Genomic DNA, 23,759 nt, shown 5'->3' on the forward strand with positions numbered 1-23,759 from the left:
GACACTTTCCCCATGTCCCGCTATTCAGACCCCTACTTCTCCCCCAACCCCAAGCGCTTCTACCGCTCGGGTCAGGACAAGGTGATTGCCGGTGTGTGCGGCGGCCTTGCCGAGCGCTTCGGCTGGGACCCGCTTCTGGTGCGCATTGTCGCGGCGCTGATGTTCTTCTTCATGGCCGGCCCGCTGATCTTGGTGGCCTACATCGTCGTGTGGATGATCACGCCCTATGCGCCCTTCGGCTATGGCAATTTTTCCCCCGAGGAAGATGCCTTCTGGCGCGGTGTCTCCGACCGGCCGCGCGCGACGTTCGGCACCATCAAGTACACCTTCATGGACCTCGAAGAGCGCCTGAAGAATATCGAGCGTACCGTGACCTCGGACGAATGGCGCCTGCGCCAGGAATTCCGCGACCTTGAAAAAGGCAACTGACCTTCACCCCACCCACCCACTCATCCGTGTAAGGACCGGAACAATGACCAAGGGGACACTTCTTCGCAACAACCGCCTGCTCGGCGCGCTCGCTCTGACTGTGCTGATCGCGGCACTGGTGGCGTCACACTTTAGCGGCGGGATCCATATGAACGTCGGCGAAGTGCACCTGAGCGTGCAGTCGCACGAGCAGGGCGGCCTGGTCCTGTCTTTCGTCAGCCTGCGCTAACCGCGCTTCAGCGATCGCAGCACGAACCGCATCGGGCTGACGGCGCAGAGCGCGCGGTGGGACGCCGGCGACGGCGCGCCGGTGAGACGGGCAGACAGGATCGCGGCGGCCCAGGGCGCCCAGGTAAAGCCGCGCGCGCCAAATCCGCCTGACACATGAATTCCTGAGCGACTGGGCGCGTCTGTTTCGGCAGCGCGCCCTTTTTTCAGTCCGGCATACGCAATCTTGGCCGCGACCGCATCGGGCACCGCGCCGATCAAGGGCAGGCGGTCCGGCGTTGTGGCGCGCAGGCTGGCGCGGGAACGGTGCGCCGCGCCGCGCACGGCATTCAGCCACCAGGGGGAAAGCTTTTCCAGCGCCGCGAGATTCTCTGCGCGCGCGCCTGCGGTGCCCTCCGGTTCGTAGCGGCCATCGGACGCCTCGAACGTTGCGCCCCAGAGGCGCTGGGCACCGAGCGCCAGCGCATAGCTGCCGGAGGCGAGCGCAGAGGCCGGGGCGGTGACCGGCATGTCCGCCCAGTCCACCTGTCCGAGGCGCGCCTCGAGCGGCAGGACCGGCGCGAGCGTCTTTGCCTCCATTCCATTTGCGAGGATGATGGCATCGAATACCACTCCGTTGACGGAGGTTTCTTCAAGACGCACCGAAACCTGTGACCCGAGATACTGCGGCACCCCCTCGAGAAGGCGCGCAGCCAGAGGGGCCGGCTTCACGATAAGCGCACGCTTGTGCAGCAAGGCCCCGCCCCGGGCGGCCTCAAGGTCTTCCAGCGGTAGGGGCGGATCCGCCAGCAACTTCTCGAAACGGGCAGCCTCGGTGGCATTGCGGGGCAGCTGGAGCACGTCTGTCTCTTCAGCTTCGGGAAGGCCGAGATAGAGGCTGCGCGCGGCGAGATAGGCATCGATCAGCAGCGCGGCCTCGGCTGTGTCGCCGGCATCCAGGCGCGGCATCAGGAGGCCGAGCGGATTGCCGCTGGCGCCGCTGGCGGGCGCCGGAGCGGGGTCGAAGACTTCCGGATCAAAACCGTCCGCCCTCAGACGGTGCGCAAGGGCCGCGCCCGCGATGCCTGCACCGAGAATGGCGACACGCTGCGGGCGGGATGGCGGACTGCGGATGGCGAATATGTCCGGCGCAGGCAGAGGCGGCGCGGCGATGCGGGCTTCCAGCCGCTCGCGCTTGCGGCCGTGGCCTTCGGCTTTCGCAACGTCGAAGCCTGCTTCGGCAAGACCGCGGCGCACGGCGCCGGCCACGGTGAATGTGCCCAGCCGCGCGCCAGGCGCAGAATGCGCCGCGATATGAGGATAAAGGGCCGGCGACCACATGTCCTCATTCTTCGCCGGGCTGAACCCGTCGAGGAACCAGGCATCGGCAGCAAACACGGCCTGCGGCAGCATCTCGGCAATGTCGCCAAGGTGAAGGACGAGGCGCACGCCGTCATCCGGGAAACGCAGCTCGCGCACGCCGCGCACAGGGCCCGGCCATTGCGGGAGCAATCGTGCCGAGACGTCCGCCAGTTCCGGCCAGGCAGCAAGCGCGCGGCGGGCATCTTCCTCCGTGAGCGGATAAAGTTCGAAACTGACAAAAGTGAGCTGCGCATCGGAGGATGGGCGATGCTGGCGCCAGAGTTGCCAGAGAGCGAGGAAATTGAGACCCGTGCCAAAGCCGGTTTCGGCAACGGTAAACTGGCTGCGCCCTTCCCAGGCCTGCGGCAGGCCGCATCCACGCAGGAACACGGCGCGCGTTTCTTCCAGCCCGTCCTGCAGCGAATAGTACACATCGCCATGCGCCTCAGCGACCGGAGCGCCTTCGGCGTTCCAGTTAATTCTCGGAAAGGTAAGCAGGCGTGCCATTTTTCTGCCCTACCTCGCCGCTTGCCTGCTGGGTAGGGGGCGTTTTCGGTTCGCGAAGACGCCTGCCTGCCAAAGCAGAAAGGAATCCTCCCATGGATAAGGAACATATCAAGGGCGCAGCCAAGAAAGCTGAAGGCCAGATCAAGGAAACCGCCGGCAAGCTGACGGGTGATCGCAAGCTGGAAGCCGAAGGCAAGCTGAAGAAGGCTGAGGGCGAGGTCCGCAAGGCGGTCGGCGATGCCAAGGACGCGCTGAAGAAGTAGGCGAAGGCTGCCAAGGGGCTGGGGCCCTCCCCTCCGGCATAAGTGCTATCGGACAGGCGCCATTGCGCTTTCGCCGGCGAAGCGCCACTTTCCCGCCATCGCTGCCCGAAGGAGCCAGCCATGAGCGAGATCATCGTCACCCGCGAGGACGGCCCGACTGGCGGGCGCTACCTCACCACAATTGACGGCCATACGGCCGAGATGACCTATTCCAAGGCGGGTACGACCCGCCTGATCATCGACCATACCGGCGTGCCAGACGCGCTGCGCGGCAAGGGCGCCGGACAGGCGCTGGTGCAGCGCGCGGTGGAAGACGCACGCGAGGCGGGCCTCAAGATCATCCCGCTCTGCCCCTTCGCCAAGGCGCAGATCGCAAAACACCCCGAATGGCAGGACGTGCTCGCGTGACCTACGAGATTTCCCATGATGCGGCGCGCCAGCGCTACAGTCTGACCATCGACGGCGTCGAGGCCTACCTGACCTATGAACGGCCGAAGCCGAAGCACCGGCACATCACCCACACGATCGTGCCCGACGTACTCGGCGGGCGCGGGCTCGGCAAAAGGCTGGTGGCGCGCGCGATGGAGGATATCATCGCAGGCGGCGAGACGGTGTCCGCCTCCTGCTGGTTCGCCAAGGCGCTGATCGAGAAGACGCCGGAATGGGCCGCGCTGGAAGCATGACCCGCCTGCCCTTCTGGAAAACCAAGACGCTGGACCAGATGACCCGCAAGGAGTGGGAAAGCCTCTGCGATGGCTGTGCGAAATGCTGCATCGTCAAATTCGAGGATGAAGAAACCGGCGCGCTTGCCTATACCAATCTGCACTGCAAGCTTCTGGACGGGTCTACCTGCCAGTGTTCGGACTACAGGAACCGCAAGAAGTATGTTCCGGACTGCGTGAAGCTGACGCCGGAATCCGTGGCGGCGGTGGACTGGCTGCCGGACAGCTGCGCTTACCGGCTGGTGCAGGATGGCAAGGACCTGCCGGACTGGCACCATCTCGTTTGCGGTGACCGGAACCGGATCCACGAGGAAGGCCACTCCGTCCGTGGGCGGACGATCTCGGAAGAAGATATCTCCGAGGAGGACCAGGAAGATTACATCATCGACTGGGAAGGCAGCCCGCCCTAAGGCGCGTGCGGCCGCGTGCCGTGATCCGGGTTCTTGCCGCCGCGTTCAAGAAAGGGCTGCATCAGGAACCTGATAAACCGCGGCGTGCTGTCATCCACCAGCCAGCGATAGGCGCGCATCAGCGGATGGTTGATGCGCTTCACGGGGCCGTCCCGGAACGCCGCATAGGCAAGGCTCATCACCATGACCGCCAGCGTTGACCAGATCACGCGCGCCGGGTCCGGCGCCGCTGCCGGATCGTTCAGCCGCACGGCATAGAGAATGACGCTGCCATAGCAGAACGTGAACAGGCTGGTGCGTCCGAACACCATCCAGATCGATTTTTCCCCGATGCCGGCCATGCGGCGGATGGCCGTGAAGGTGTCGATGAAGGCAATCGTTGCCGTGCAGCCGAAGAGCAGGAAGATCGGGTGGTTTTCGTTGATGAGGGTGACGCGCACGACAGGGTCAAGCAGGTTCTGTTTGCCGAGGATGACCGAGGCAACCGTTACGGCGATCATCAGCCCAAACACAGCTCGCATGCCCCAGTCCGGACCCGAGAGCAGGAATTCCCTGCCGGGACGGGCCTGCCAGACGCGGCCGAGCACCATTCCGAAAGCGACGAAGCTGAGACCGTGAAGAATGGACGGACCGGTATGGCCGACATACTCGCCACCATAGATGAAGGCGGAGAGCGCCTCGGCGCCGGGATAGCCGTGCATCGGCGAAATGTGCGAGATCAGCGGATAAGCGGCCTGAACCACCGCGCAAAACAGAACGATTGGCCACAGGCCAATGCGCGCACTGACACCCACCAGAAGCGGGGCAAAGAACAGGAGCACCGCATAGAATTTCAAGATATCCGTAAGCGGCGTCTCGCCGAGGAACAGGGCGCAGCGGATGAAGTAGGTGAAAGGCAGGCTGGCGAAGACACAGAACGCGGCGCACGTGATGCAGTAGAGGATCCAGCACTGCAGCGCGCGGGTCAGGAGGCGCAGCGACGTTTCGTTCTCTGCGCCCGCCGCATACTGGCGGGTATAGACCAACTGCAGCATGCAGCCGAAAAGGCAGTAGAAGACCGGCGCCGAGACGCTGGTAAACAGGCGGAAGATGTAGAACGCCGTGCCGCCTTCCTGCACGTTGGCCGCCATCATGGCGTGTCCGACGACAACGCAGAAGACGGCAACTGATCGCGCAAGATCGATCCCAAGATAACGCATGCGTCCCCCTACCCAGGAATAGCGGCAATGTTCGTGCAACTTTTACGCCACCGGCTAAAGCTGCAATTAAGGTAAATCCCGGAGGATGCCGGCATGGACATCCTGCCCGCCTTCCTGACCCATCTCGGCCACGAGCGCCGCATGGCGGCAAAGACCGTGGAAGCTTATGGGTCAGACTTGGCCGGCTTTCTCGGCTTCCTGCGCGGGCATCTCGGCCGAGAGCCGAGCCTGTCTGCATTGGGAAACCTCAAGGCGCGCGATATCCGCGCCTATCTTGCCGCGCGCCGGCGTGACGGGCTGACGGACGCCTCGATTGCGCGTCTCCTGTCCTCGATCAAGGCGCTTTATCGCTGGCTGTCGCGCGCGCACGGAATCGAGAATGCCGAGATCGGCTACCTGCAGGGCCCTCGCCGCGCCCTGCGCCTGCCCCGGCCCGTCTCGGTCGATGCGGCCAAGGATATCCTGCACGAAGCGGAAACCGAGCCGGATGCGGACCCGTGGATTGCGGCCCGGGATGTGGCGGTGCTGTCGCTGCTGTACGGGGCGGGCCTGCGCATCTCCGAAGCGCTCAGCCTCACCGGCGCGGATCTACCGGCACCGGAGCGGCTGCGCGTGAAGGGCAAGGGCGGCAAGGTGCGGATCGTGCCGCTGATCGCGCCTGTGCGCGACGCGATTGAAGACTATGCCCGGCTCTGCCCCTATGCCCTGCCCCGCAGTCAGGCCCTGTTCCGGGGGGCGAAGGGCGGACCCCTCAGCCCACGGATCATCCAGGGGCGGATGCAGGCCCTGCGCGGTATTCTCGGACTGCCGGAAACCGCAACGCCGCACGCCCTGCGCCATGCCTTTGCCACGCACTTGCTCGCCAACGGCGCCGACCTGCGCGCGATCCAGACATTGCTGGGCCACGCCTCGCTATCGACAACACAGGTTTATACCGGTGTCGACTCCAGCCAGCTTCGAGCGGCGCATGCCGCCGCACACCCACGCGCTTAGCGATCAGGGACTGAGTTCTGCCGTCAGGGCATCCGCCAGCAGGCGGCCGGCCTGTGTCAGGCGAAGTTCCGCGCCAACGATTTCTGCCCAGCCTCTCTCGGCGAACACAGCGATCTTGTCGCGTGGCACGCGCTGTCCGGATACGGCCTCGACGCGGCGAAGGTCGACGCCTTCCGCGGCCCGCAGGCCCATCGCAAGGATTTCGCGCGCAACTTCGAGAGGCTCCAGCTTTGTCGCGTCGCCCCATCCGCTCTGCAGGGCCTGGACATTGGCGATATAGGCCTCCGGCCGGCGTTCGGCGATGCTGGCATAGCGCGCGCCGTTCACCGTGAGACGTCCATGCGCTCCGGGACCGACGCCGATCCAGTCCCCGCTGCGCCAGTAAACAAGGTTATGGCGGGACTGATGGTCTTTCGAGGCTGCATGGTTCGAGATTTCATAGGCGGGCAAGCCCGCGCCGGCCGTGACGGCCTGCGTCAGCTCATAAAGATCCGCCTGCTGATCATCGTCCATGGGTTTGATGTCGCCGCGCTTTGCCGCCAGGCCGAACGGGGTCTTTGGTTCGAAAGTCAGTTCGTAAAGCGACAGGTGCGGCGCACCGAGCGCGAGCGCGTCTTTCAGTTCCGCCTCCCAGCTCGCCGGGCTCTGACCCGGGCGGGCATAGATGAGATCGATCGACACCGAGGGAAACACCTTCAGGGCCCGGCGGACGGCTTCAGCGGCCGACACCGCATCATGATCGCGCCCGAGGAAGGCAAGGGAGGAATCACGCAGCGACTGGACCCCGATGGACAGGCGCGTGACGCCGGCATTGGCGAGCCCTGTGAGGTCTGCACGCAGCACATCGTTCGGATTGGCTTCCAGCGTCACTTCGGCGCCGCGCTGGATGCCGAAAGTATCGGATGCAGCGCGCAGGATCGTGCCAAGTTCATCCGGGCGCAGCAGTGCCGGTGTGCCACCGCCGAAATACACCGTGTCTAGGGCGCCGTGCTGGGGCAAGCGCGGACGATGTGCGTGGATGTCGGCGGCAATTGCGTCCACCAGGGCGCTGCCATCCCGGTCTTTCGCGGCATAGACGTTGAAGTCGCAATACGGGCAGATGCGCGTGCAGTAGGGCCAGTGGACATACAGGCCAAAGCCGAAATGCGGGCCTGCCGGAGAGACACCGCCACTCATGACAGAAGTGCCTCGCGCAGCTTCGCCACTGCTTTCGCCCTGTGGCTCATGGCGTGCTTCCGGTCGGGGTCCATCTCGCCGAAAGTGAGGGTTTCCCCGGCCGCGACAAAAACCGGATCATAGCCGAAGCCCCTCTCCCCTCGCGGGGGCCAGACGAGCGTGCCATGCACTTCGCCTTCGAACACAGCCTGCCGGCCATCCGGCCAGACGACGGCGAGGGCGCAGACGAATTTTGCCGTCCGGTCCGCCGAACCGTTGGCCTGCAGCTCTGATTCGACCCGTTCCATCGCACGGTAGAAGTCGCGGGGCTCGCCCGCCCACCGGGCAGAATAAATGCCGGGCGCGCCGCCGAGAGCCGTTACGGCGAGGCCGGAATCGTCGGACAGGGCCGGCAGGCCGGATGCTTCCGCCGCGGCACGCGCCTTGAGGAGCGCATTTCCCGCGAAAGTTGTCTCTGTCTCTTCCGGTTCCGGCAAATCAAGCTCGATGGCGGATACCACTTCGAAACCATAGGGCGCAAACAGGGCGGTCAGTTCGCGCACCTTGCCTGTATTGTGGGTTGCCGCCAGCAGGCGGCCGGGTTCAAGCTGGAGCGACGATTCTGCGGGTTTCACCGTTTTCATGGCTCCATTCTTGCGTTATCTGCGAACTTATATATCGTTATTCGGTAATAATGGGACAATGCGCCGGCAAAGTCCTTCTTCATAAACCATCAAGGCTAAAGGGTGAAAAGACAGAGCATGCCGAACGCGGGTCGCAATTCCATGGCCGAGATCATGACCGTGCTGGTCACGGTCGCCATGTGGATCGTTGGCGCCATGGGCGTGATCGGCATCCCTGTCCTCTCCATCGGCCTCGCGGCCAGCCTGTCGGGCGGCTCGGCCGAAATTTCCGGGATCAAGGCGCTGGCGGACGGCGTAACACCGGGCCAGCTGGTCATCGGCCTTGCCGGCCTCGCGGTGATCGTGCCGGGCGTGATCTTCATCTGCCTGCAGCTGCGCCGCATCCTGCTGACACTGGCGGATGGCGATCCCTTCGTGCCGGAAAACGCGGCGCGCCTGTCGCGCATCGGCATTGCCATCGCGGCGATGGAGATCATCCGGATCCTGGTTGTGGTGGCTGTCAGCACCGTTCCCACGCTTGTCGCAGACGAGCCCCCTCGCCTGTCGACTCAGCTCATACTGTGGATATCGGTTGCCGCGTTGTTTGTGCTTTCCCAAGTCTTCCGCGAAGGCACACGCCTGCGCGACGAAGAAAAAATGACGATCTGAGGAGCGCCGCAAGGACATGACCATTCGCGTTACCCTCGACCGAGTCCTGCTCGAACGGCGCATGTCGCTGACCGAGCTTTCGGAAAGGGTCGGTGTCACCCTCGCCAACCTGTCTATCCTGAAGACCGGCAAGGCCAAGGCCATTCGCTTCTCGACGCTTGAGGCCTTGTGCCGTGAGCTGAAATGTCAGCCAGGTGACATTCTCGTGTTCGATACGGAAGATGAAGGCGAACAGGGCGACCGGCGCGTCGCCGCTGAATAGTTTTCCCTTCCACTTCTCCCCAAAAAAAGGCATCGTTGCCGCGTAGTAATCGTACAGCGGCGGGAGCAGGTGTGACCGAACCTGACAAAGCTGAATCCCCTCTCGACCGGCTGCGGTCCCACCTCTCGGCTGCCCGCGATGTCGCGGCAATCCGCCAGGCGATGACCTCCTTCCTTGGCGCCTGCGGTGTGAAGATGGCGAGCTACTACCACTACCCGCCCATCGGCGCGGCGGACTTCGGACCCGACATCCCGGTCTACACGCAGGGCTTTCCGGAAGAGTGGGTCACCACCTATCGCAGTGAAGGCATGCTCGATCTCGACCCGATGCCGAAGGTCGCGGCGCGCCGGACGGCGCCGTTCCGCTGGTCGGAGATCGAAAGCCTCACGACCCTGAGCCCTGCCGAGAAAACCTATATACGCCGCGCCCGGTCTGCGAGTTTCGGGGATGGTCTTGCGGTGCCGGTTTTCGGGCCCAACGGCCGCAATGGCTATTTCGCCATCGGCTTCGGCAAGGATGGCGTGATGCCGGATCGTCAGCAGACGTCGGATATTCACTGGGCGTGCCAAGCGGTGCATCTGCGCTATTGCGACCTGATCCTGAAATCGCTGCCAGAGACCGTGTCCCTGTCCGAACGCGAGGCGCAGATCCTCGGCTATGTCGTCCGGGGTCTGTCGAACCAGATGATCGCGGCCAAACTGAATATTTCGGCCAATACGGTCGATACCTACGTCCGGCGCTGCTTCGAAAAGCTTGATGTCCACGACCGGGTAACCGCCGGTCTCCGCGGATTGGCACTCGGACTGGTTGCCTGACTTCAACCTCAGGACAGGATGCCGCAGGTGTTTTGTCAGCGGTGTCATGGATTCCCGTGGCAAGGGAATCGCCCGGATACCCTATCTGGCCCGCCATGACATGGATTGCACTCATCGAACAGGAACTGCCGCGCCTGCGTCTCTACGCATCGGCGCTGCTTGGCGACCTCAAAGCCGGCGATACTGCCGTGGAGGAGGCGCTGAGCGACCTCATCCGCTACCACCTGCCAGCCCAGCCCTCGCGGCACCTGCTGTTCTGCCTGGTAGATTTTCAGGTCCGGGACGTCACCGCGCACGCCGCCGCAGACCGCGCGGAGCTGCTGACGCATATCTGCGGGTTCAGCCGCGAAGAATGCGAAGACATTTTCAGCTGGAACGGGCTTCAGCCGCTGAAGTCCGTCTCCTGACGATCAGCCGCCCAGCGCCATGCGTTGGGCGTCGAACAGTTCGCCGCATCCCTTCTCCGCCAGCTTAAGCATCGCCTCGAGCTCGGCCCGCGTCAGCGGGCGCGCTTCGCCTGTGCCCTGCACTTCGATGAAGCCGCCATCGGAACTCATCACCACATTCATGTCGGCCTCGCCCGAAGAGTCCTCCGGATAGTCGACATCCAGCACCGGATGGTCCTGGAAGACGCCAACTGAAATGGCAGCTGCCTGTTTCAGAACCGGATTCGCCTTGATGACGCCTTCGGTCTGCAAGTAGCGGCAGGCGAGCGCGAGGGCGACAAAGCCGCCGGTGATCGACGCCGTGCGCGTGCCGCCATCGGCCTGCACGACATCGCAGTCGATGGTGATCGTGTTCTCGCCAAGCGCCGACAAATCGATCACGGAGCGCATCGAGCGGCCGATCAGGCGCTGGATTTCCTGCGTACGGCCGGACTGCTTGCCCTGCGCGGCTTCGCGCCGACCCCGGGTATGGGTGGCGCGCGGCAGCATGCCGTACTCACCGGTCACCCAGCCCTGACCCTTGCCTTTCAGCCAGGCCGGCACACCCTTTTCCCAGCTGGCCGTGCACAGGACATGGGTATGGCCGAACTTGGCAAGACAGGAGCCTTCCGCATAACGGGTCACACCGGTCTCGAGAGAGACAGGCCGCATCTGGTCAAAGGCGCGTCCGGACGGACGAAGCAGACTGGGCATTCGCTGGAATCCTCTTAGGTTGCGGCTTGTTTGCGGGTTTTGTGCGGCCTGTCCACTGATAAGGCTGCGCCGGGGAGTGCGATAAGCAGTATGGCAAGTGATATCGAGATCGCGCGGGCCGCGAAAAAGCGCCCGATTGGCGAGGTAGCCGCCGGGCTCGGCATCGCCGCCGAGGACCTGATCCCTTACGGTCACGACAAGGCCAAGATCTCTGCCCGCCATATCCGCAGCCTGCGTCCGCAAAATCTCGGCAAGCTGATCCTGGTCACCGCCATCAGCCCGACGGCAGCCGGCGAAGGCAAGACAACCACGTCTGTCGGCCTTGCTGACGCGCTGAACCGGATCGGCGAGAAAACGATGCTCTGCCTGCGTGAGCCCTCGCTTGGCCCCTGTTTCGGCATGAAGGGCGGCGCCACGGGCGGCGGCCTCGCCCAGGTCGTGCCTATGGACGAGATCAACCTGCACTTCACCGGCGATTTCCACGCCATCACTGCCGCGCACAACCTGCTCGCCGCGATGATCGACAATCACATTCACTGGGGGCATGAGCCGCGGCTCGATCCGGTGCGCGTCACCTGGCGGCGTGTGCTCGACATGAATGATCGCAGCCTGCGCAATGTCGTTACCGGTCTTGGCGGGCCGGGCAATGGCACGCCGATGGAGACCGGGTTCGACATCACCGTTGCCTCGGAAATCATGGCGATCCTCTGCCTCGCCAGGGACACGGCCGATCTTGAAGCCCGCCTCGGGCGCATCATCGTCGGCTACACGCGCGAACGCGCGGCTGTCACGGCGGCAGGCATTAAGGCCGTCGGCGCGATGATGGTGCTGCTGAAGGATGCGATCCAGCCGAACCTCGTGCAGACGCTGGAGAACAATCCCTGCCTGATCCATGGCGGCCCGTTCGCGAACATCGCGCATGGCTGCAACTCGGTCATCGCGACCCGCGCCGCCTTGCAGATGGCAGACTATGTTGTGACCGAGGCGGGCTTCGGCGCTGATCTTGGTGCGGAGAAATTCCTGAATATCAAATGCCGGCAGGCAAACCTTGTGCCGGACGCCGCCGTGCTGGTCGCAACCGTCCGTGCCCTGAAGATGCATGGCGGCCTTGCGAAGGAAGACCTCGCCACTGTCAGTTACAGCGCGCTCGAATCCGGTCTCGCCAATCTTGGCCGGCATATCGAGAACCTCCGCCAGTTCGGCCTGCCGGTGGTCGTCGCCGTGAACCGGTTCACCACGGACACGTCCGGCGAGATCGCCGCCATCGAAGCCTATTGCGGCAAGCTCGGCGTGCCGGTCGCGCTGTGCACCCATTGGGCCGAAGGCGGCCGCGGCGCTGAAGACCTCGCCCGCAAGGTCGTCGATGCCTCGGCGAGACGGACTGAGCCGTTTACCCTGCTCTACCCCGATGACATACCGCTGATGGAGAAGATCGAGACAGTGGCAAGGCGCATCTACCGCGCCGGACGGGTGGAGACGACGCGCGCCGTGAAAGCGCAGCTGAGCGCATGGGAAGAGGCCGGCTTCGGCCACCTGCCGGTCTGCATGGCGAAGACCCAGTACAGCTTCTCGACCGACCCTGCCCTTCTGGGTGCGCCGGAAGGCCATGTCGTGCGGCTGCGCGAAGTGCGCCTCGCGGCCGGGGCCGGCTTCATCGCCGCGATCTGCGGGGACATCATGACCATGCCCGGCCTCCCCCGCCATCCGGCAGCGGAGCACATGTCCCTCAATTCCAGCGGCCAGATCGAAGGCCTCAGCTAGCTATTTAGCAAAAATAGAAATTAGACTTGACGCTAATTAGCGTATCTGCTAATTAATGGGCATGGAAAACAGCGTTTTCAAAGCCCTTGCCCATCCGGCCCGCCGTCAGGTGCTGGCCATGCTGCGCAAGGGACCGCGTCTGGCCGGCGATCTTGCCGCCGAGTTCGAGGCCAGCTGGCCGACCATGAGCCGGCACCTCGCCGTGCTGAAGGACGCTGACCTGATCACCGCCGAACGGCAGGGCAACCAGATCCTCTACCGCGTGAACACCAGCGTCCTCGAGGACGCCGCATCCGCCCTTCTCGGCCTGCTCGGCCGGGACAATGGCGACGACGACATCAAGGAGGCCGCAGAATGAAACCCTTTATCCGCACCGGACTGGCCTGGTCGGCTGTCGCCACGATCCTCTCGGCCGGTATCGCTGCCTGGGCCTGGAACGCCCTGCCGGCGACGGGTGACATCCCGGTCCATTGGGGCCTCGATGGCCGACCGGACCAGTTCGCGCCCAAGGCAGAAGTCTGGAATTACCTGCTGATGATGCCCGCCGCCCTCTTCCTGCTCAGCATCATTCTCGCGATCGTGCCGATGATGGACCCCCGCAAGGCGAACATCGAAACCAGCCGCAAGGCCTACCTCGCCACATGGATCGGCACTGCCATCCTGCTGACGCTGGTTCACGCCGGCATCTGCGTGTCCATGCTGCAGGCAGGCACTGACTTCGTGATGCCGGACGAGGCCGTCCGCTTTGTCATTGCGGGCGCGGCGCTGCTGATGATCGTCATCGGCAACTATATGCCGAAAACCCGCTCCAGCTTCATGTTCGGCGTACGCACGCCCTGGACCTTGTCTTCAGACCATGCCTGGGAAAAGACCCACCGCCTCGCCGGCCCCCTGTTCATGATCGCCGGCGCGCTCGGCATCGCCGGCGCCTTCCTGTTCGACGGCATCTGGCTCGCCCTTCAGCTCACGGCATGGATCTTCGCAGCCGCCATTATCTCGGTCGTCTACTCCTATTTCGCCTGGAAAAACGCCCCTGACCGCGACGAAGGAACCGGGCTGACTGTCTGAGGCCCTATTGAACCCGGCCTGCCTGAACCTTAATCCAGAAGCATGGCGGAGCGTTTCGAAACTGAATCCCTGATGCAGCGGCTCGACCAGCGCTCCCGGGACATTTTCCGGGAGATTGTCGAGGGCTACCTGGCGACCGGCGAACCCGTCGGCTCGCGGACGCTGTCAAAGTCCGGTATCGCCCTCTCCCCGGCCTCGATCCGCAATGTCATGGCCGACCTCACAGAGCTTGGCCTGCTGGACGCACCGCACATCTCCGCTGGCCGCGCTCCGACCCACCGGGGCCTGCGCCTCTTCGTCGACGGCTTCCTCGAATACGGCGAGCCTTCGAAGCCCGACAAGAAAGCCATCGACGAGCGCCTCGCGGCGGCCGGAACCGACCTGGAGGCCGTGCTGGGCGAAGCCTCCGACATCCTCTCCGGCCTTGCAGGCGGCGCCGGCCTCGTCTCCTCCCCCACGCGCGACGCCCCTGTGCGCCATGTCGAGTTTGTGCCCCTGGCAGGCGGCGACGCGCTCTGTATCCTCGTCACCGAGGACGGCGACGTTGAAAACCGGATCATCAAGGTGCCCGAAGGCCTGCCGGCCACAACCCTGATCGAAGCCGGCAACTACCTGTCGACCCGGCTCAAGGGCCGCACGCTGGCTGAGGCGACCGCCGAAGTCCGCACCGAGCTGCAGGACCGCCGCGCCCAGCTCGACACCGCCGCCACCGCCCTTGTCGAGGCGGGCCTCGCCCAATGGAGCGGTGAGACGCCGGGCCGCGGCCGCAGCCTGATCGTGCGTGGCCGCGCCAACCTCCTGGAAGATGCCAAGGCCGCCGAAGACCTTGACAGGGTCCGCCAGCTGTTCAACGAGCTTGAACGCCAGCAAAGCCTGCTCGAAGTGCTGGATACGACGCGCGATGCCAGCGGGGTGCGCCTGTTCATCGGCTCCGAGAACAGGCTTTTCCCGTTATCGGGTTCAAGTGTGATTGTGGCACCCTATATGGGCGGCACGAAACAGGTGATCGGGGCATTGGGCGTTATCGGGCCGACACGGCTAAACTATGCCCGGGTGATCCCGATGGTGGATTATACCGCGAAAGTGGTTGGCGAGATCCTCGCCGGCCGGCGCGGAAAGGATGGGAAGTGATGAGCGATCCGACGAACACTGGCGATGCCGCCGATCTTGAGTCTCCGGCCGAGGCGCCTGCCCCGAGCCCGGAAGAAACGATCCTGCGCCTCGAGTCCGAGAAAGAAGAACTGCGCGGGCAATTCCTCCGTGTGCTGGCAGACCTCGACAACACCCGCAAGCGCGCCGAGCGGGAAGTCTCCGAAGCGCGCGTCTATGCCATCGGCAAGTTTGCAGGTGACCTGCTAAGCGTGGCCGACAATCTCTCCCGCGCACTGGCCGCCCTGCCGGAAGGCGAGCGCGAAACGCTGACGGAAGCCGGAAAAAACCTGCTTGGCGGCATCGAAATGACCGAGAAGGAACTGCACACCGTCCTTACACGGCACAATGTCGTGCAGATCGAGGCAGCCCCCGGCAGCGCCTTCGACCCGAACGTGCACCAGGCGGTCGCGCAGATCCCTTCCGACCAGCCCGCCGGTACCATCGCCCAGCTCTTCCAACCCGGCTGGCGCATCGGCGAACGGACGCTGCGCGCCGCGATGGTCGCCGTGAGCCTCGGCGCGGCGAACTAGGCGCTAGGCCTCCAGTTCGCTCTTCTCTCCAGGCGCGGCGATCTGTTCGCCGTGACGCCGGGTACGCAGCTCTTCGGCGAACGCATGGTTCACGTCGCGGTGGCCCGCCTCGTCAGCCCGCACGACGATCACGACATCGCGGAGCGTCGCGTCCGGGCTGAGCTTCCAGTAATCGATGGCCACCTGCGGGGCTGGAGGGTTCGGCAGCCGGCCGGAGTCGATCTCGTTGAGATAGGCCGTGTAGCTGACCACCGCCTCTTCCTCAAAGTATCCAACAAGCCGGTGCGCCGTGCGCGGCGCAAACAGGTAGAGCACAAAGAAGGCGTTGAAGAAGGCGCCCTGCGCAAAGATGATCAGCGCCCGCTCGAACCAGTTGGGGTGCGCGACGGCGATGAACGTCATCAGGTGCATGCGCTCGTTCTCGGCCTCTTCGAGCAGGGTGTGGATCCAGCCGCGATCATCCTCGAACCGCCGCAGGCTCTTGAGATGGTTGAGCATCCCGCCAACCATGCCGGGCACGGCCGCAACGGTTTCCAACACCACGGCGCGGTGGCCATAACGCTTCCGGAAGAACGTGTCGGCGAAGAAGCGCAACATTTTCGTCAGTGCATAGGCTACGCGGTCTGACGCGTCCTGCGGCGTGTGCCGGTATTCGAGCGGCGCGGTTTCACGATAGGTCAAGTCGAAAGCCATGGCGGTTACCTCTTACCGAGAGGTGGGAGGGATGTCCCGTCAGGCAAGGGAAAGGCGGCGGGACATGCGGTCGCATACCGAGTCTCACTCAGCAACAATCCGCCACGCCGTAACGGTTCCTGGCTCCCAGTTCGGCACGATCACGATATTTCCGAACACGGACAGATCGTTCTGCAGGATACCCTGCTCTTTAGTGTCTACGAGCGTTGTGACGGTGCCGTCATCGCTGACATGATGGATCTGGCCCGGCCAGCTGGAGACGAGATAACCGCCGCCCGGCACAAGGCCGACGCCGTCGGCATCGATCATCCCAGTGGCGATCACGTCTTCATCCGTTTCCGTATTGTGCCACGCGATCAGCTTGCCTTCCGTCATCGTCGTGATCAGCAATCGGTCGCCCGCGCCGAGGATGCCATTTATACCTGCCCAATCGGCAGAATAGGCAAACAGCGATGCGCCTTCCGGCGTGATCCGGTGGATCGTCGCGGTGCCGGAATCCGAGACCAGAACTTCGCCGCCGAATACGGTCATGTCATTCAGGAACTGCGCCCCCTCTACCGCCACCTTGCCCTTCACCTCTCCGGTCGCCGCATCGATCATCGCGACGCCGTCACGGTCAGCCGCGTAAAGCACGCCCTCGTGCACCACCAGCCCCGCCGGCCCGTGCAGGCCCGCAGCAAACTTCGCGCTGGCAATCGTGCCGTCCGCGTTCAGCCTGGTGATATAGCCGTTGCCATCCAGGTCGCCCGCCTCACCGGGGCCGATATTCGAGATGAAGTATCCGCCACCCGGCGCCTGCTCCGCGCCTTCCGGCTGCTCGAATCCTGAGGCGGTCCACAGCAATTCCAGCGACTGGCTGCCCGTGGCTTCGGCCGATTCTGGCGCGGCCACCGGCGGCACGCTCGTATCGCCCGGCCGGCTGTCGTCGCACGCCGCCAACACCAGTGCGGAAAGCCCGCTCAGAAAAATCATGCGCATGTTTTTGTCTCCGCCCTGTATAGCAGAACTATCGCACGAAGCCGGGCGCTGTGGCCAGCCTCAGGCCGGGCGGCGGGCGGCGGCCCTGCCCTGCTGCTCTGCGCGCCAGGTCTTCAGCATCCGCGCCCACTCGCGGAAGGGGTAGAGCGTCTGGGTCACAAAATCGTTCGGCGGATTGTCCGCAATGCCGGTCGGCACATCGATGGCTGAGCCCGGATTGTAATAGGTGCCGAACAGCCGGTCATAGAACGGGAAGATCGAGGCGAAGTTCTTATCATAGGCTTCCGCCACATTGGCATGATGCCACCGGTGGAACTGCGGCGAGACAATGAGGTCGCGGAAGATGCCGTGATCCCAGTCGAGCCGCGCGTGGACATAGTGCTGGTGCAGGGCCTTGATCAGCACGAGGCCGGCCACTTCCTCAAGACCAAACCCCAGCCAGGAGGTCGCAAACACAAGCGCGGCGGCAATCACCAGCTGCTCCGTGAAATGTCCGCGCGACCAGGACAGGAAATGCAGCTCCGGATCGGAATGATGCACCGCATGCGAGGGCCACAGCCAGCTCGTGTGCAGGAACCGGTGCGCCCAGTAGAGCCCGAAATCATACACCAGCAGCGCTATCAGCCCTTTCAGCCAGATGGGCTGACCCGCCCAGACTTCGGACTGGATGACCGGCAGGCCGAGCGCCGTATAGGCCGCGCTCAGCGGCACGATCAGCACAACATAGATCGCGCCGTTCAGGCTGGAAAACTGGACCAGCAGATAGTTGGTTAGGGCCGACTGGCGCAGCGACTTGGGCCAGTGCAGGGCGCTGCGGCCGCGTGACAGGAATGCCAGCAGCGTGAACACCACAGCCAACCCGGCCAGGAGGCAGAGCTGCCAGGCCATGCCTTGCAGGTATTGCAGCATCTCATCATCCAACGGCTGTTTATACAGTCTCGGGGAGGACGCTATCAGGCCGGGCTTAAGATTTCCTGATCCGGGCGGGGATCCTTCGGCCTCCGCCCTGCTTTCGCCCAGGCGCTTTCGTGCAGGAAATAAGCGCCTGTCTGCACCAGCGGCTCGATCAGGCCGATGGCGAGGGCGGCCTGCCAGCTGCCGGTAATGGCATAGGTGACGCTGATAGCGACCGTGAAATGGGTCAGGCTATAGGTCAGGGTCTTCAGTGCGGGCCGGGGCATGGGGGGTCATCTCGATCTGTTAGGCCGGGATACGGCCCTTTGAGAATTATTTTCAAATCGAATTCCACCTGCTGCGGCATAGGCGCCGCCTATGGCATCCTGTATGTCCAATTATGCGCCTGCCTCTTGAGCAGAGCCCCATACTTCCCATATCGCAGACCGAACGGGTGAGCGGCTTTCCAAACGTCCCTCGCCAGCTCAAATGAACCTTCAAGAGCCTATGGCGGCGCGGGGCTGCTGAGCAGACCGGACCCAAACGAAGCCAGAGGCGGCTGAAAAAGAGAGAGACATACATGAGCAAGATCATTGGCATCGACCTCGGCACCACGAACTCGTGTGTCGCCGTCATGGAAGGCGGCGAAGCAAAGGTCATCGAAAACTCCGAAGGCAACCGCACGACCCCCTCGGTCGTCGCCTTCAACGAAAGCGGCGAGCGCCTCATCGGCCAACCCGCCCGCCGGCAGGCGGTCACCAACCCCGACTTCACCTTTTACGCCATCAAGCGCCTGATCGGGCGCACCTATGACGACCCCACCGCCCAGAAGGACAAGGCGATGAGCCCCTTCGGCATCGTCAAGGCGCCGAACGGCGACGCCTGGGTCAAGGGCCGCGACAAGGACTACTCCCCGCAGGAAATCTCCGCCTTCATCCTCACCAAGATGAAGGAAACCGCTGAGGCCTATCTCGGCGCGAAGGTCACGCAGGCGGTCATCACTGTCCCCGCTTACTTCAACGACGCCCAGCGCCAGGCAACGAAAGACGCCGGCCGCATCGCCGGCCTTGAAGTGCTGCGCATCATCAACGAGCCAACTGCCGCTGCCCTCGCCTACGGCCTCGACAAGAGCGGCAACAAGACGATCGCCGTCTACGACCTTGGCGGCGGCACTTTCGACGTCTCGCTGCTCGAAATCGGCGACGGCGTGTTCGAAGTACTCTCAACCAATGGCGACACCTTCCTCGGCGGTGAAGACTTCGACATCCGTATCGTCGACTTCCTCGCAGCCGAGTTCAAGAAGGAACAGGGCATCGACCTGAAGGCCGACAAGCTTGCCCTGCAGCGCCTCAAGGAAGAAGCCGAGAAAGCCAAGAAAGAGCTTTCGTCCACTTCGCAATACGAAGTGAACCTGCCCTTCATCACGGCAGACGCCACCGGCCCGAAACACCTCAATATCAAGCTGAGCCGCGCCAAGTTCGAGAGCCTCGTTCAGGACCTGATCGACCGCACCATCGAGCCCTGCCGCAAGGCGCTCAAGGATGCCGGCAAGACGCCCGCGCAGATCGATGAAGTCGTTCTCGTCGGCGGCATGACCCGCATGCCCGCCGTACAGGAAGCCGTGAAGAAATTCTTCGGCAAGGAACCCCACAAGGGCGTGAACCCGGACGAAGTCGTCGCCATCGGCGCTGCCATCCAGGGCGGCGTGCTGCAGGGCGATGTGAAGGACGTGGTCCTGCTCGACGTGACCCCGCTCTCGCTCGGCATCGAAACGCTGGGCGGCATCTTCACACGCCTGATCGACCGCAACACGACGATCCCGACGAAGAAATCCCAGGTCTTCTCGACCGCCGAGGACAACCAGCCCGCCGTGACCATCAAGGTCGCGCAGGGCGAGCGCGAAATGGCCGCTGACAACAAGCATCTCGGCCAGTTCAACCTCGAAGGCATTGCGCCTGCCCCGCGCGGCCTGCCGCAGATCGAAGTGACCTTCGACATCGACGCCAACGGCATCGTCTCGGTCTCGGCCAAGGACAAGGCCACCGGCAAGGAGCAGCAGATCACCATCCAGGCAGATGGCGGCCTGTCCGAGGCTGACATCAAGAAGATGATGGCTGACGCCGAAGCCAACGCGAGCGCCGACAAGGCCCGCCGCGAACTGGTCGAAGCCAAGAACCATGCCGAAGCCCTGATCCATCAGACCGAGAAGCAGCTCGCCGAGCATGCCTCGAAAGTCTCTGATGCCGTCAAAGGCGAGATCGAAACTGCCATCGCCGACCTGCGCAAGGCCGCCGAAGGCGACAACGCCGCCGACATCACGGCCAAGCACCAGTCGCTGATGAACGCTGCGATGAAACTCGGCGAAGCCATCTACGCCGCCCAGGGCGCCGGCGCCGCAGGCGACGAAGGTCCGAAAGCCGATGACGGCGTCGTCGACGCCGACTTCGAAGAAGTCGACGACGCAAAACGCGCTTAACGCAGGTTAGTCCCTACACAGACAAAACCCCGCCGGAGTGATCCGGCGGGGTTTTTCGTTTCCGCGTGCCCTGCTCAGGGGCTTTTACATCACACCACCACCACAACCTTGCCCTGCGCCTTGCGGTCCTGCAGTTCGCGGATGGCGTCCGGTGCCTTGTCCAGCGGGTAGGAATTGGAGACGTGCGGGCGGATCTTGCCGGCCTTGTAGAGATCGAACAATTCCTTGCAGTTCTGCGCATGTGCCTTCGGGTCCCGCGCCACCGCCGCGCCCCAGAACACGCCGCGCACATCGCAGCTCTTCAAGAGCGTCAGGTTCAGCGGCAGTTTCGGAATGCCCGCCGGGAAGCCGATCACGAGGAAGCGCCCTTCCCAGTTCATCGCGCGCACTGCCGGCTCGGCATAGTTTCCGCCAACACCGTCATACACAATGTCCACGCCGCCGCCGGACACCGCCTTGATGTCTTCGGCAAACTTCTTCTGCGCGTCCTTGTCGAGTTCGCGCGGATAGACGAGGCCCTTGTCCGCGCCCTTGCCGAGGCAGAAATCCACCTTGTCCTGGCTGGAGGCCGCTGCGATCACTTCAAGCCCCATCGCCTTGCCGAGTTCCACCGCCGCAATGCCGACACCGCCCGCCGCGCCGAGCACAAGCAGTTTCTCGCCCGGCTTCGGGTCCGCCCGGTCCTTCAGCGCGTAGTAAGACGTGCCATAAGTCATCAGGAACGCAGCCGCCTCCTCGAACGGCATGCCGTCCGGAATCGGCATCACGCCGTGCGCGGCGGCCAAGCAATACTCCGCCATACCGCCATTGCCGGTGGAGGCCAGCACGCGGTCGCCCGCCTTCACATGGCTCACGCCCTCGCCCACCGCCGAAACGATGCCGGAGACTTCCCCGCCCGGCGAGAACGGCCGCGGCGGCTTGAACTGGTACATGTCCTGGATGATCAGCACGTCCGGATAGTTGACGCCGCAGGCCTTCACCTGGATCAGCACCTGGTTCTTGCCCGGTACTGGCACGGCCACATCTTCGATCACGAGCGCTTCAGGCCCGCCCACGGTTTTCGACAGCACGGCTTTCATGCGTCACTCCCTTCCCGGCTTGTTGTTTGTCCGCCCTGACGGTAGCCATGCCACACACCCGCGCCAAGCCTGACGCGAGGGGAAAGAGGAAACGAAATGGCGAAAATCTGGGCCCTCGCGCTTCATGGCGGTGCCGGACCGATCTTTGGCCGGGACTATACGCCGGAAGAGGAACATATCCGCGGCCTCCTGCGCGACGGTGCGGGCCGCCTTGCGGCCGGGGATGCGGCGCTGGATGTGGTCGAGGCGATGGTGATGGAGCTGGAAGCCTCCGGCCTCTACGTCGCCGGCCGCGGCGCCAGCCCGAACACCGCAGGCAAATGGGAACTCGACGCGGCCATCATGGACGGGCGCACCCGCCGCGCCGGCGCTGTCGGCGCGCTGCAGGGCTTCGAAAGCCCCGTGCAGGCCGCCCGCACCGTGATGGAGCGCACGCCCAACGTCTTCCTCGTCGGCGACGGCGCTGCCCGCCTCGCCGATGAGGCCGGCCTTGCCCGGGTGTCAGATCCGGCGAGTTACTATGGCGCGGTCGATGAGGACACGGTGCAGGAAAGTGGCCCCCCGATGGGCACCGTCGGCGCCGTCGCGCTCGACATCTATGGCGACCTTGCTGCAGCCACCTCCACCGGCGGCGTCCTGTCGAAAACGCCAGGCCGCATCGGCGACACACCGGTCATCGGCGCCGGCACATGGGCGGACGAGCGCTGCGCCGTCTCCTGCACAGGCCTCGGCGAATATTTCATCCGTGCCAACGCCGCCGCCGATGTCTCGGCCCGCATCCGCTATGGCAACCAGCCTTTCGAAGCCTCCGTTCAGGGCGCGCTCGACGATGTCAAACGCCTCGGCGGCAATGGCGGCATGATCGCCGTCTCGGCCAAGGGCGAGCTTGCCTTCGGCTTCAATTCCTCCGGCCTCAAGCGCGGCCTCGCAGACTGGAAGGGCCGCTTCGACGTGGCGACATTCGTATGACCATCTTCTTCTGGACCCTGCTCGCCGCCGTCGCTTTCGCCATCCTGCTGGCCGCGCAGATGCGCATCCTGCTCTCGATTGCGCTGCGCCGCGCGCTCGCCGCCCGCTTCGGCGGCAAGCATACCGATCCCGCCTATCGCAGCGCCATCTATCTCGCGGGCCGCGGCGAGCCGGATATCGACGAGACGAAATATCTGCACACGGAGTTTCCCCGCCCGCTGGCCCACCTCAATCTCGCCCGCCAGGTCTCCCTCGTGGCGCCAGCGCTCCTGCTTGGCGTGTTCCTGCTGGGGCGCTTCGTCCTGGGTGTGGTCTGACATGCGTGGCTATTTCGCCATCGGCGCCGAGCGCATTTCCAAGCCGATGAACCTCGGCGCCCTGATGCGCACCGGCCATGCCTTCGGCGCCAGCTTCGTCTTCTCCATCCGGGCAGCGCAGAACATCAAGGAAGGTCACTGGGCCGACACGTCCAAGAGCGAGGGCCAGATCCCCTTCTACCAGTGGGGCTCCATCGACGAGATGCAGCTGCCGCGTGGCTGCCAGCTGGTCGGCGTGGAACTCACTGACGACGCCGTGATGCTCCCCGTCTTCCGGCATCCGCCGCAGGCGGCCTATATTCTCGGTCCCGAAAAGGGAAACCTCTCAGCCGGGATCCTTGAACGCTGCACCCATGTCGTGAAGATCCCGACCAAGTTCTGCATCAATGTCAGCCTGGCCGGCGCGCTCGTCATGTACGATCGCCACCTGTCAATGGGCGGCTATGGCCCCAAACCGATCATGCCGGGCGGGCCGGATCAGCCGCGAAGCAAACATGTTCCGGGTCCGGACAGAAAGAAACCGGGCGAGTAACGCGGTCTAGTGGCGGTCAAACAGCTGCTGCAGTGCGCCGAGCACGCCCTTGAACCGGAGGCCCCCTTCCCGGACTGCCAGCGCGTAGCAAACCCCGTCATCATCCGCGACAGGCGTGTGGGTGTCTTTCGGCCCATTGCGGCAGACATCACCCGGGCCATAGCTGCCGCGCTCATCGGTGAAGCCGCCGGCGACCACGAGCGTGTATTCCGGACCCGCATGGGTATGGCGCGGAATGCGTGCCCCCGGTGCAATCCGGTAGAGTTCTGTCTCGAGATCCGATCCCGCATCGATGCGCAGACGCTTCAATCCGTTGCTGAGCACCTGCCAGCCGCGTTTGCCAATAGCCTCTAGCGCTGCGCTGCGCAGCGGCTCCGGCAAGGCCAGCACTTCCTCCATCGCCGCACCGGCGGCTTTGCCGGCCTCAACGGACTCAGAGGTGCTCGCTTCCAGCTCGTCGATGGCAGCCAGCGCCCGGTCCAGCGCACGGTCGCTCATTTCAACGCCCGCCGCAGTTTCCATCAGGCTGGCCGCAACCATCTCACTTTTGGCCAG

Annotated in this window: 31 protein-coding genes; 20 read left to right on the top strand and 11 right to left on the bottom strand. The window is 64.2% G+C overall.

The features are described 5' to 3' along the window. Window positions 1-12: 12 nt before the first annotated feature. A complete protein-coding gene (pspC, locus tag ACK4TE_RS08710) occupies window positions 13-429 on the top strand; it encodes an envelope stress response membrane protein PspC (protein WP_409911107.1) in 417 nt (138 codons plus the stop codon). A 43-nt stretch (window positions 430-472) separates the two neighbouring features. After that, the gene (locus ACK4TE_RS08715; RefSeq protein WP_409911108.1) at window positions 473-658 is read left to right on the top strand and encodes a hypothetical protein; all 186 of its coding nucleotides are present in this window, start codon (window positions 473-475) and stop codon (window positions 656-658) included. Here the strand turns inward: ACK4TE_RS08715 and mnmC are convergent. Continuing rightward, window positions 655-2,505 carry an FAD-dependent 5-carboxymethylaminomethyl-2-thiouridine(34) oxidoreductase MnmC gene (gene mnmC, locus ACK4TE_RS08720; RefSeq protein WP_409911109.1) on the bottom strand — a complete coding sequence of 617 codons (1,851 nt, stop codon included), beginning with the start codon at window positions 2,503-2,505 and terminating at the stop codon, window positions 655-657. The genes ACK4TE_RS08715 and mnmC overlap by 4 nt on opposite strands. 92 nt (window positions 2,506-2,597) lie before the next feature. On the opposite strand from mnmC, the gene ACK4TE_RS08725 reads away from it, so the two are divergent. The 4 genes from ACK4TE_RS08725 to ACK4TE_RS08740 all read left to right on the top strand — a co-directional run bounded on the left by ACK4TE_RS08725 (window position 2,598) and on the right by ACK4TE_RS08740 (window position 3,900). Continuing rightward, window positions 2,598-2,768, top strand: a complete 171-nt coding sequence (locus ACK4TE_RS08725; RefSeq protein ID WP_409911110.1) for a CsbD family protein — start codon at window positions 2,598-2,600, stop codon at window positions 2,766-2,768. Window positions 2,769-2,888: 120 nt separating this feature from the next. Next, window positions 2,889-3,176 carry a GNAT family N-acetyltransferase gene (locus ACK4TE_RS08730; RefSeq protein ID WP_409911111.1) on the top strand — a complete coding sequence of 96 codons (288 nt, stop codon included), beginning with the start codon at window positions 2,889-2,891 and terminating at the stop codon, window positions 3,174-3,176. Further along, window positions 3,155-3,451 carry a GNAT family N-acetyltransferase gene (locus ACK4TE_RS08735; RefSeq protein WP_409911112.1) on the top strand — a complete coding sequence of 99 codons (297 nt, stop codon included), beginning with the start codon at window positions 3,155-3,157 and terminating at the stop codon, window positions 3,449-3,451. The genes ACK4TE_RS08730 and ACK4TE_RS08735 overlap by 22 nt, the downstream gene beginning before the upstream one ends. After that, the gene (locus ACK4TE_RS08740; RefSeq protein ID WP_409911113.1) at window positions 3,430-3,900 is read left to right on the top strand and encodes a YcgN family cysteine cluster protein; all 471 of its coding nucleotides are present in this window, start codon (window positions 3,430-3,432) and stop codon (window positions 3,898-3,900) included. Before ACK4TE_RS08735 ends, ACK4TE_RS08740 begins: the two co-directional genes overlap by 22 nt. Here the strand turns inward: ACK4TE_RS08740 and ACK4TE_RS08745 are convergent. Next, complete coding sequence (locus ACK4TE_RS08745; protein ID WP_409911114.1) at window positions 3,897-5,099, bottom strand: acyltransferase family protein; 1,203 nt, start codon at window positions 5,097-5,099, stop codon at window positions 3,897-3,899. The genes ACK4TE_RS08740 and ACK4TE_RS08745 overlap by 4 nt on opposite strands. A gap of 93 nt (window positions 5,100-5,192) precedes the next feature. Here ACK4TE_RS08745 and ACK4TE_RS08750 point away from each other — a divergent pair, with 93 nt between their 5' ends. After that, the gene (locus tag ACK4TE_RS08750; protein ID WP_409911115.1) at window positions 5,193-6,092 is read left to right on the top strand and encodes a tyrosine recombinase XerC; all 900 of its coding nucleotides are present in this window, start codon (window positions 5,193-5,195) and stop codon (window positions 6,090-6,092) included. A 3-nt stretch (window positions 6,093-6,095) separates the two neighbouring features. Here ACK4TE_RS08750 and hemW read toward each other — a convergent pair whose 3' ends face one another. Together hemW and rdgB are read right to left on the bottom strand one after the other, a co-directional pair. Continuing rightward, window positions 6,096-7,268 (bottom strand): radical SAM family heme chaperone HemW, encoded by a 1,173-nt coding sequence (gene hemW, locus ACK4TE_RS08755; protein ID WP_409911116.1) that lies wholly within the window; start codon window positions 7,266-7,268, stop codon window positions 6,096-6,098. Beyond that, window positions 7,265-7,891 carry an RdgB/HAM1 family non-canonical purine NTP pyrophosphatase gene (gene rdgB, locus ACK4TE_RS08760; RefSeq protein ID WP_409911117.1) on the bottom strand — a complete coding sequence of 209 codons (627 nt, stop codon included), beginning with the start codon at window positions 7,889-7,891 and terminating at the stop codon, window positions 7,265-7,267. The genes hemW and rdgB overlap by 4 nt, the downstream gene beginning before the upstream one ends. Before the next feature lie 117 nt (window positions 7,892-8,008). Between rdgB and ACK4TE_RS08765 the strand changes: the two genes are divergently transcribed. From ACK4TE_RS08765 to ACK4TE_RS08780, 4 genes are all read left to right on the top strand, one after another. Beyond that, on the top strand, window positions 8,009-8,539 hold the full coding sequence (locus tag ACK4TE_RS08765; RefSeq protein WP_409911118.1) for a DUF2975 domain-containing protein: 531 nt from the start codon (window positions 8,009-8,011) through the stop codon (window positions 8,537-8,539). A 16-nt stretch (window positions 8,540-8,555) separates the two neighbouring features. After that, window positions 8,556-8,801, top strand: a complete 246-nt coding sequence (locus ACK4TE_RS08770; protein ID WP_409911119.1) for a helix-turn-helix domain-containing protein — start codon at window positions 8,556-8,558, stop codon at window positions 8,799-8,801. Window positions 8,802-8,872: 71 nt separating this feature from the next. After that, the gene (locus tag ACK4TE_RS08775) at window positions 8,873-9,616 is read left to right on the top strand and encodes a helix-turn-helix transcriptional regulator (RefSeq protein WP_409911120.1); all 744 of its coding nucleotides are present in this window, start codon (window positions 8,873-8,875) and stop codon (window positions 9,614-9,616) included. 95 nt (window positions 9,617-9,711) lie between these two features. Beyond that, entirely contained in the window at window positions 9,712-10,023 is a 312-nt protein-coding gene (locus tag ACK4TE_RS08780; protein ID WP_409911121.1) for a hypothetical protein, read from the top strand. A 3-nt stretch (window positions 10,024-10,026) separates the two neighbouring features. On the opposite strand, the gene rph is transcribed toward ACK4TE_RS08780, so the two are convergent. Beyond that, a complete protein-coding gene (gene rph, locus ACK4TE_RS08785; RefSeq protein ID WP_409911122.1) occupies window positions 10,027-10,755 on the bottom strand; it encodes a ribonuclease PH in 729 nt (242 codons plus the stop codon). A 90-nt stretch (window positions 10,756-10,845) separates the two neighbouring features. On the opposite strand from rph, the gene ACK4TE_RS08790 reads away from it, so the two are divergent. The 5 genes from ACK4TE_RS08790 (at window position 10,846) to grpE (ending at window position 15,266) form a co-directional block, all read left to right on the top strand. Continuing rightward, the gene (locus ACK4TE_RS08790; RefSeq protein WP_409911123.1) at window positions 10,846-12,516 is read left to right on the top strand and encodes a formate--tetrahydrofolate ligase; all 1,671 of its coding nucleotides are present in this window, start codon (window positions 10,846-10,848) and stop codon (window positions 12,514-12,516) included. Between the two features lie 61 nt (window positions 12,517-12,577). After that, window positions 12,578-12,874: an autorepressor SdpR family transcription factor gene (locus tag ACK4TE_RS08795; RefSeq protein WP_409911124.1), complete on the top strand. Its 297-nt coding sequence runs from the start codon at window positions 12,578-12,580 to the stop codon at window positions 12,872-12,874. Further along, complete coding sequence (locus ACK4TE_RS08800) at window positions 12,871-13,584, top strand: SdpI family protein (RefSeq protein ID WP_409911125.1); 714 nt, start codon at window positions 12,871-12,873, stop codon at window positions 13,582-13,584. Before ACK4TE_RS08795 ends, ACK4TE_RS08800 begins: the two co-directional genes overlap by 4 nt. 42 nt (window positions 13,585-13,626) lie before the next feature. Then, window positions 13,627-14,715: a heat-inducible transcriptional repressor HrcA gene (gene hrcA / locus ACK4TE_RS08805; RefSeq protein ID WP_409911126.1), complete on the top strand. Its 1,089-nt coding sequence runs from the start codon at window positions 13,627-13,629 to the stop codon at window positions 14,713-14,715. Further along, window positions 14,715-15,266, top strand: a complete 552-nt coding sequence (grpE, locus tag ACK4TE_RS08810; RefSeq protein ID WP_409911127.1) for a nucleotide exchange factor GrpE — start codon at window positions 14,715-14,717, stop codon at window positions 15,264-15,266. Before hrcA ends, grpE begins: the two co-directional genes overlap by 1 nt. A 3-nt stretch (window positions 15,267-15,269) precedes the next feature. Here the strand turns inward: grpE and ACK4TE_RS08815 are convergent, their stop codons facing one another. From ACK4TE_RS08815 to ACK4TE_RS08830, 4 genes are all read right to left on the bottom strand, one after another. Next, window positions 15,270-15,959: an alternative oxidase gene (locus tag ACK4TE_RS08815; RefSeq protein WP_409911128.1), complete on the bottom strand. Its 690-nt coding sequence runs from the start codon at window positions 15,957-15,959 to the stop codon at window positions 15,270-15,272. Window positions 15,960-16,043: 84 nt separating this feature from the next. Continuing rightward, window positions 16,044-16,937 carry a hypothetical protein gene (locus ACK4TE_RS08820; RefSeq protein WP_409911129.1) on the bottom strand — a complete coding sequence of 298 codons (894 nt, stop codon included), beginning with the start codon at window positions 16,935-16,937 and terminating at the stop codon, window positions 16,044-16,046. A 60-nt stretch (window positions 16,938-16,997) separates the two neighbouring features. Next, window positions 16,998-17,858 (bottom strand): sterol desaturase family protein, encoded by an 861-nt coding sequence (locus tag ACK4TE_RS08825; RefSeq protein WP_409911130.1) that lies wholly within the window; start codon window positions 17,856-17,858, stop codon window positions 16,998-17,000. 32 nt (window positions 17,859-17,890) lie between these two features. Beyond that, window positions 17,891-18,118 carry a DUF2061 domain-containing protein gene (locus tag ACK4TE_RS08830; RefSeq protein WP_409911131.1) on the bottom strand — a complete coding sequence of 76 codons (228 nt, stop codon included), beginning with the start codon at window positions 18,116-18,118 and terminating at the stop codon, window positions 17,891-17,893. Between the two features lie 293 nt (window positions 18,119-18,411). On the opposite strand from ACK4TE_RS08830, the gene dnaK reads away from it, so the two are divergent. Continuing rightward, complete coding sequence (gene dnaK, locus ACK4TE_RS08835; RefSeq protein ID WP_409911132.1) at window positions 18,412-20,307, top strand: molecular chaperone DnaK; 1,896 nt, start codon at window positions 18,412-18,414, stop codon at window positions 20,305-20,307. 89 nt (window positions 20,308-20,396) lie between these two features. On the opposite strand, the gene ACK4TE_RS08840 is transcribed toward dnaK, so the two are convergent. After that, entirely contained in the window at window positions 20,397-21,386 is a 990-nt protein-coding gene (locus ACK4TE_RS08840; protein WP_409911133.1) for an NADPH:quinone oxidoreductase family protein, read from the bottom strand. A 96-nt stretch (window positions 21,387-21,482) separates the two neighbouring features. Here ACK4TE_RS08840 and ACK4TE_RS08845 point away from each other — a divergent pair, with 96 nt between their 5' ends. From ACK4TE_RS08845 to ACK4TE_RS08855, 3 genes are read left to right on the top strand one after another with little or no spacing between them, the layout of a single operon-like run. Then, on the top strand, window positions 21,483-22,355 hold the full coding sequence (locus ACK4TE_RS08845) for an isoaspartyl peptidase/L-asparaginase family protein (RefSeq protein ID WP_409911134.1): 873 nt from the start codon (window positions 21,483-21,485) through the stop codon (window positions 22,353-22,355). Then, complete coding sequence (locus ACK4TE_RS08850; protein ID WP_409911135.1) at window positions 22,352-22,672, top strand: hypothetical protein; 321 nt, start codon at window positions 22,352-22,354, stop codon at window positions 22,670-22,672. Before ACK4TE_RS08845 ends, ACK4TE_RS08850 begins: the two co-directional genes overlap by 4 nt. A gap of 1 nt (window position 22,673) precedes the next feature. Continuing rightward, entirely contained in the window at window positions 22,674-23,204 is a 531-nt protein-coding gene (locus ACK4TE_RS08855; RefSeq protein WP_409911136.1) for an RNA methyltransferase, read from the top strand. A 6-nt stretch (window positions 23,205-23,210) separates the two neighbouring features. Here ACK4TE_RS08855 and ACK4TE_RS08860 read toward each other — a convergent pair. Further along, the coding region (locus ACK4TE_RS08860; RefSeq protein ID WP_409911137.1) for a cupin domain-containing protein at window positions 23,211-23,759 on the bottom strand (549 nt) is incomplete at its 5' end.

It is taken from the genome of Hyphomonas sp. (assembly GCF_046313975.1).
In the GTDB taxonomy this organism is placed as follows: domain Bacteria; phylum Pseudomonadota; class Alphaproteobacteria; order Caulobacterales; family Hyphomonadaceae; genus Hyphomonas.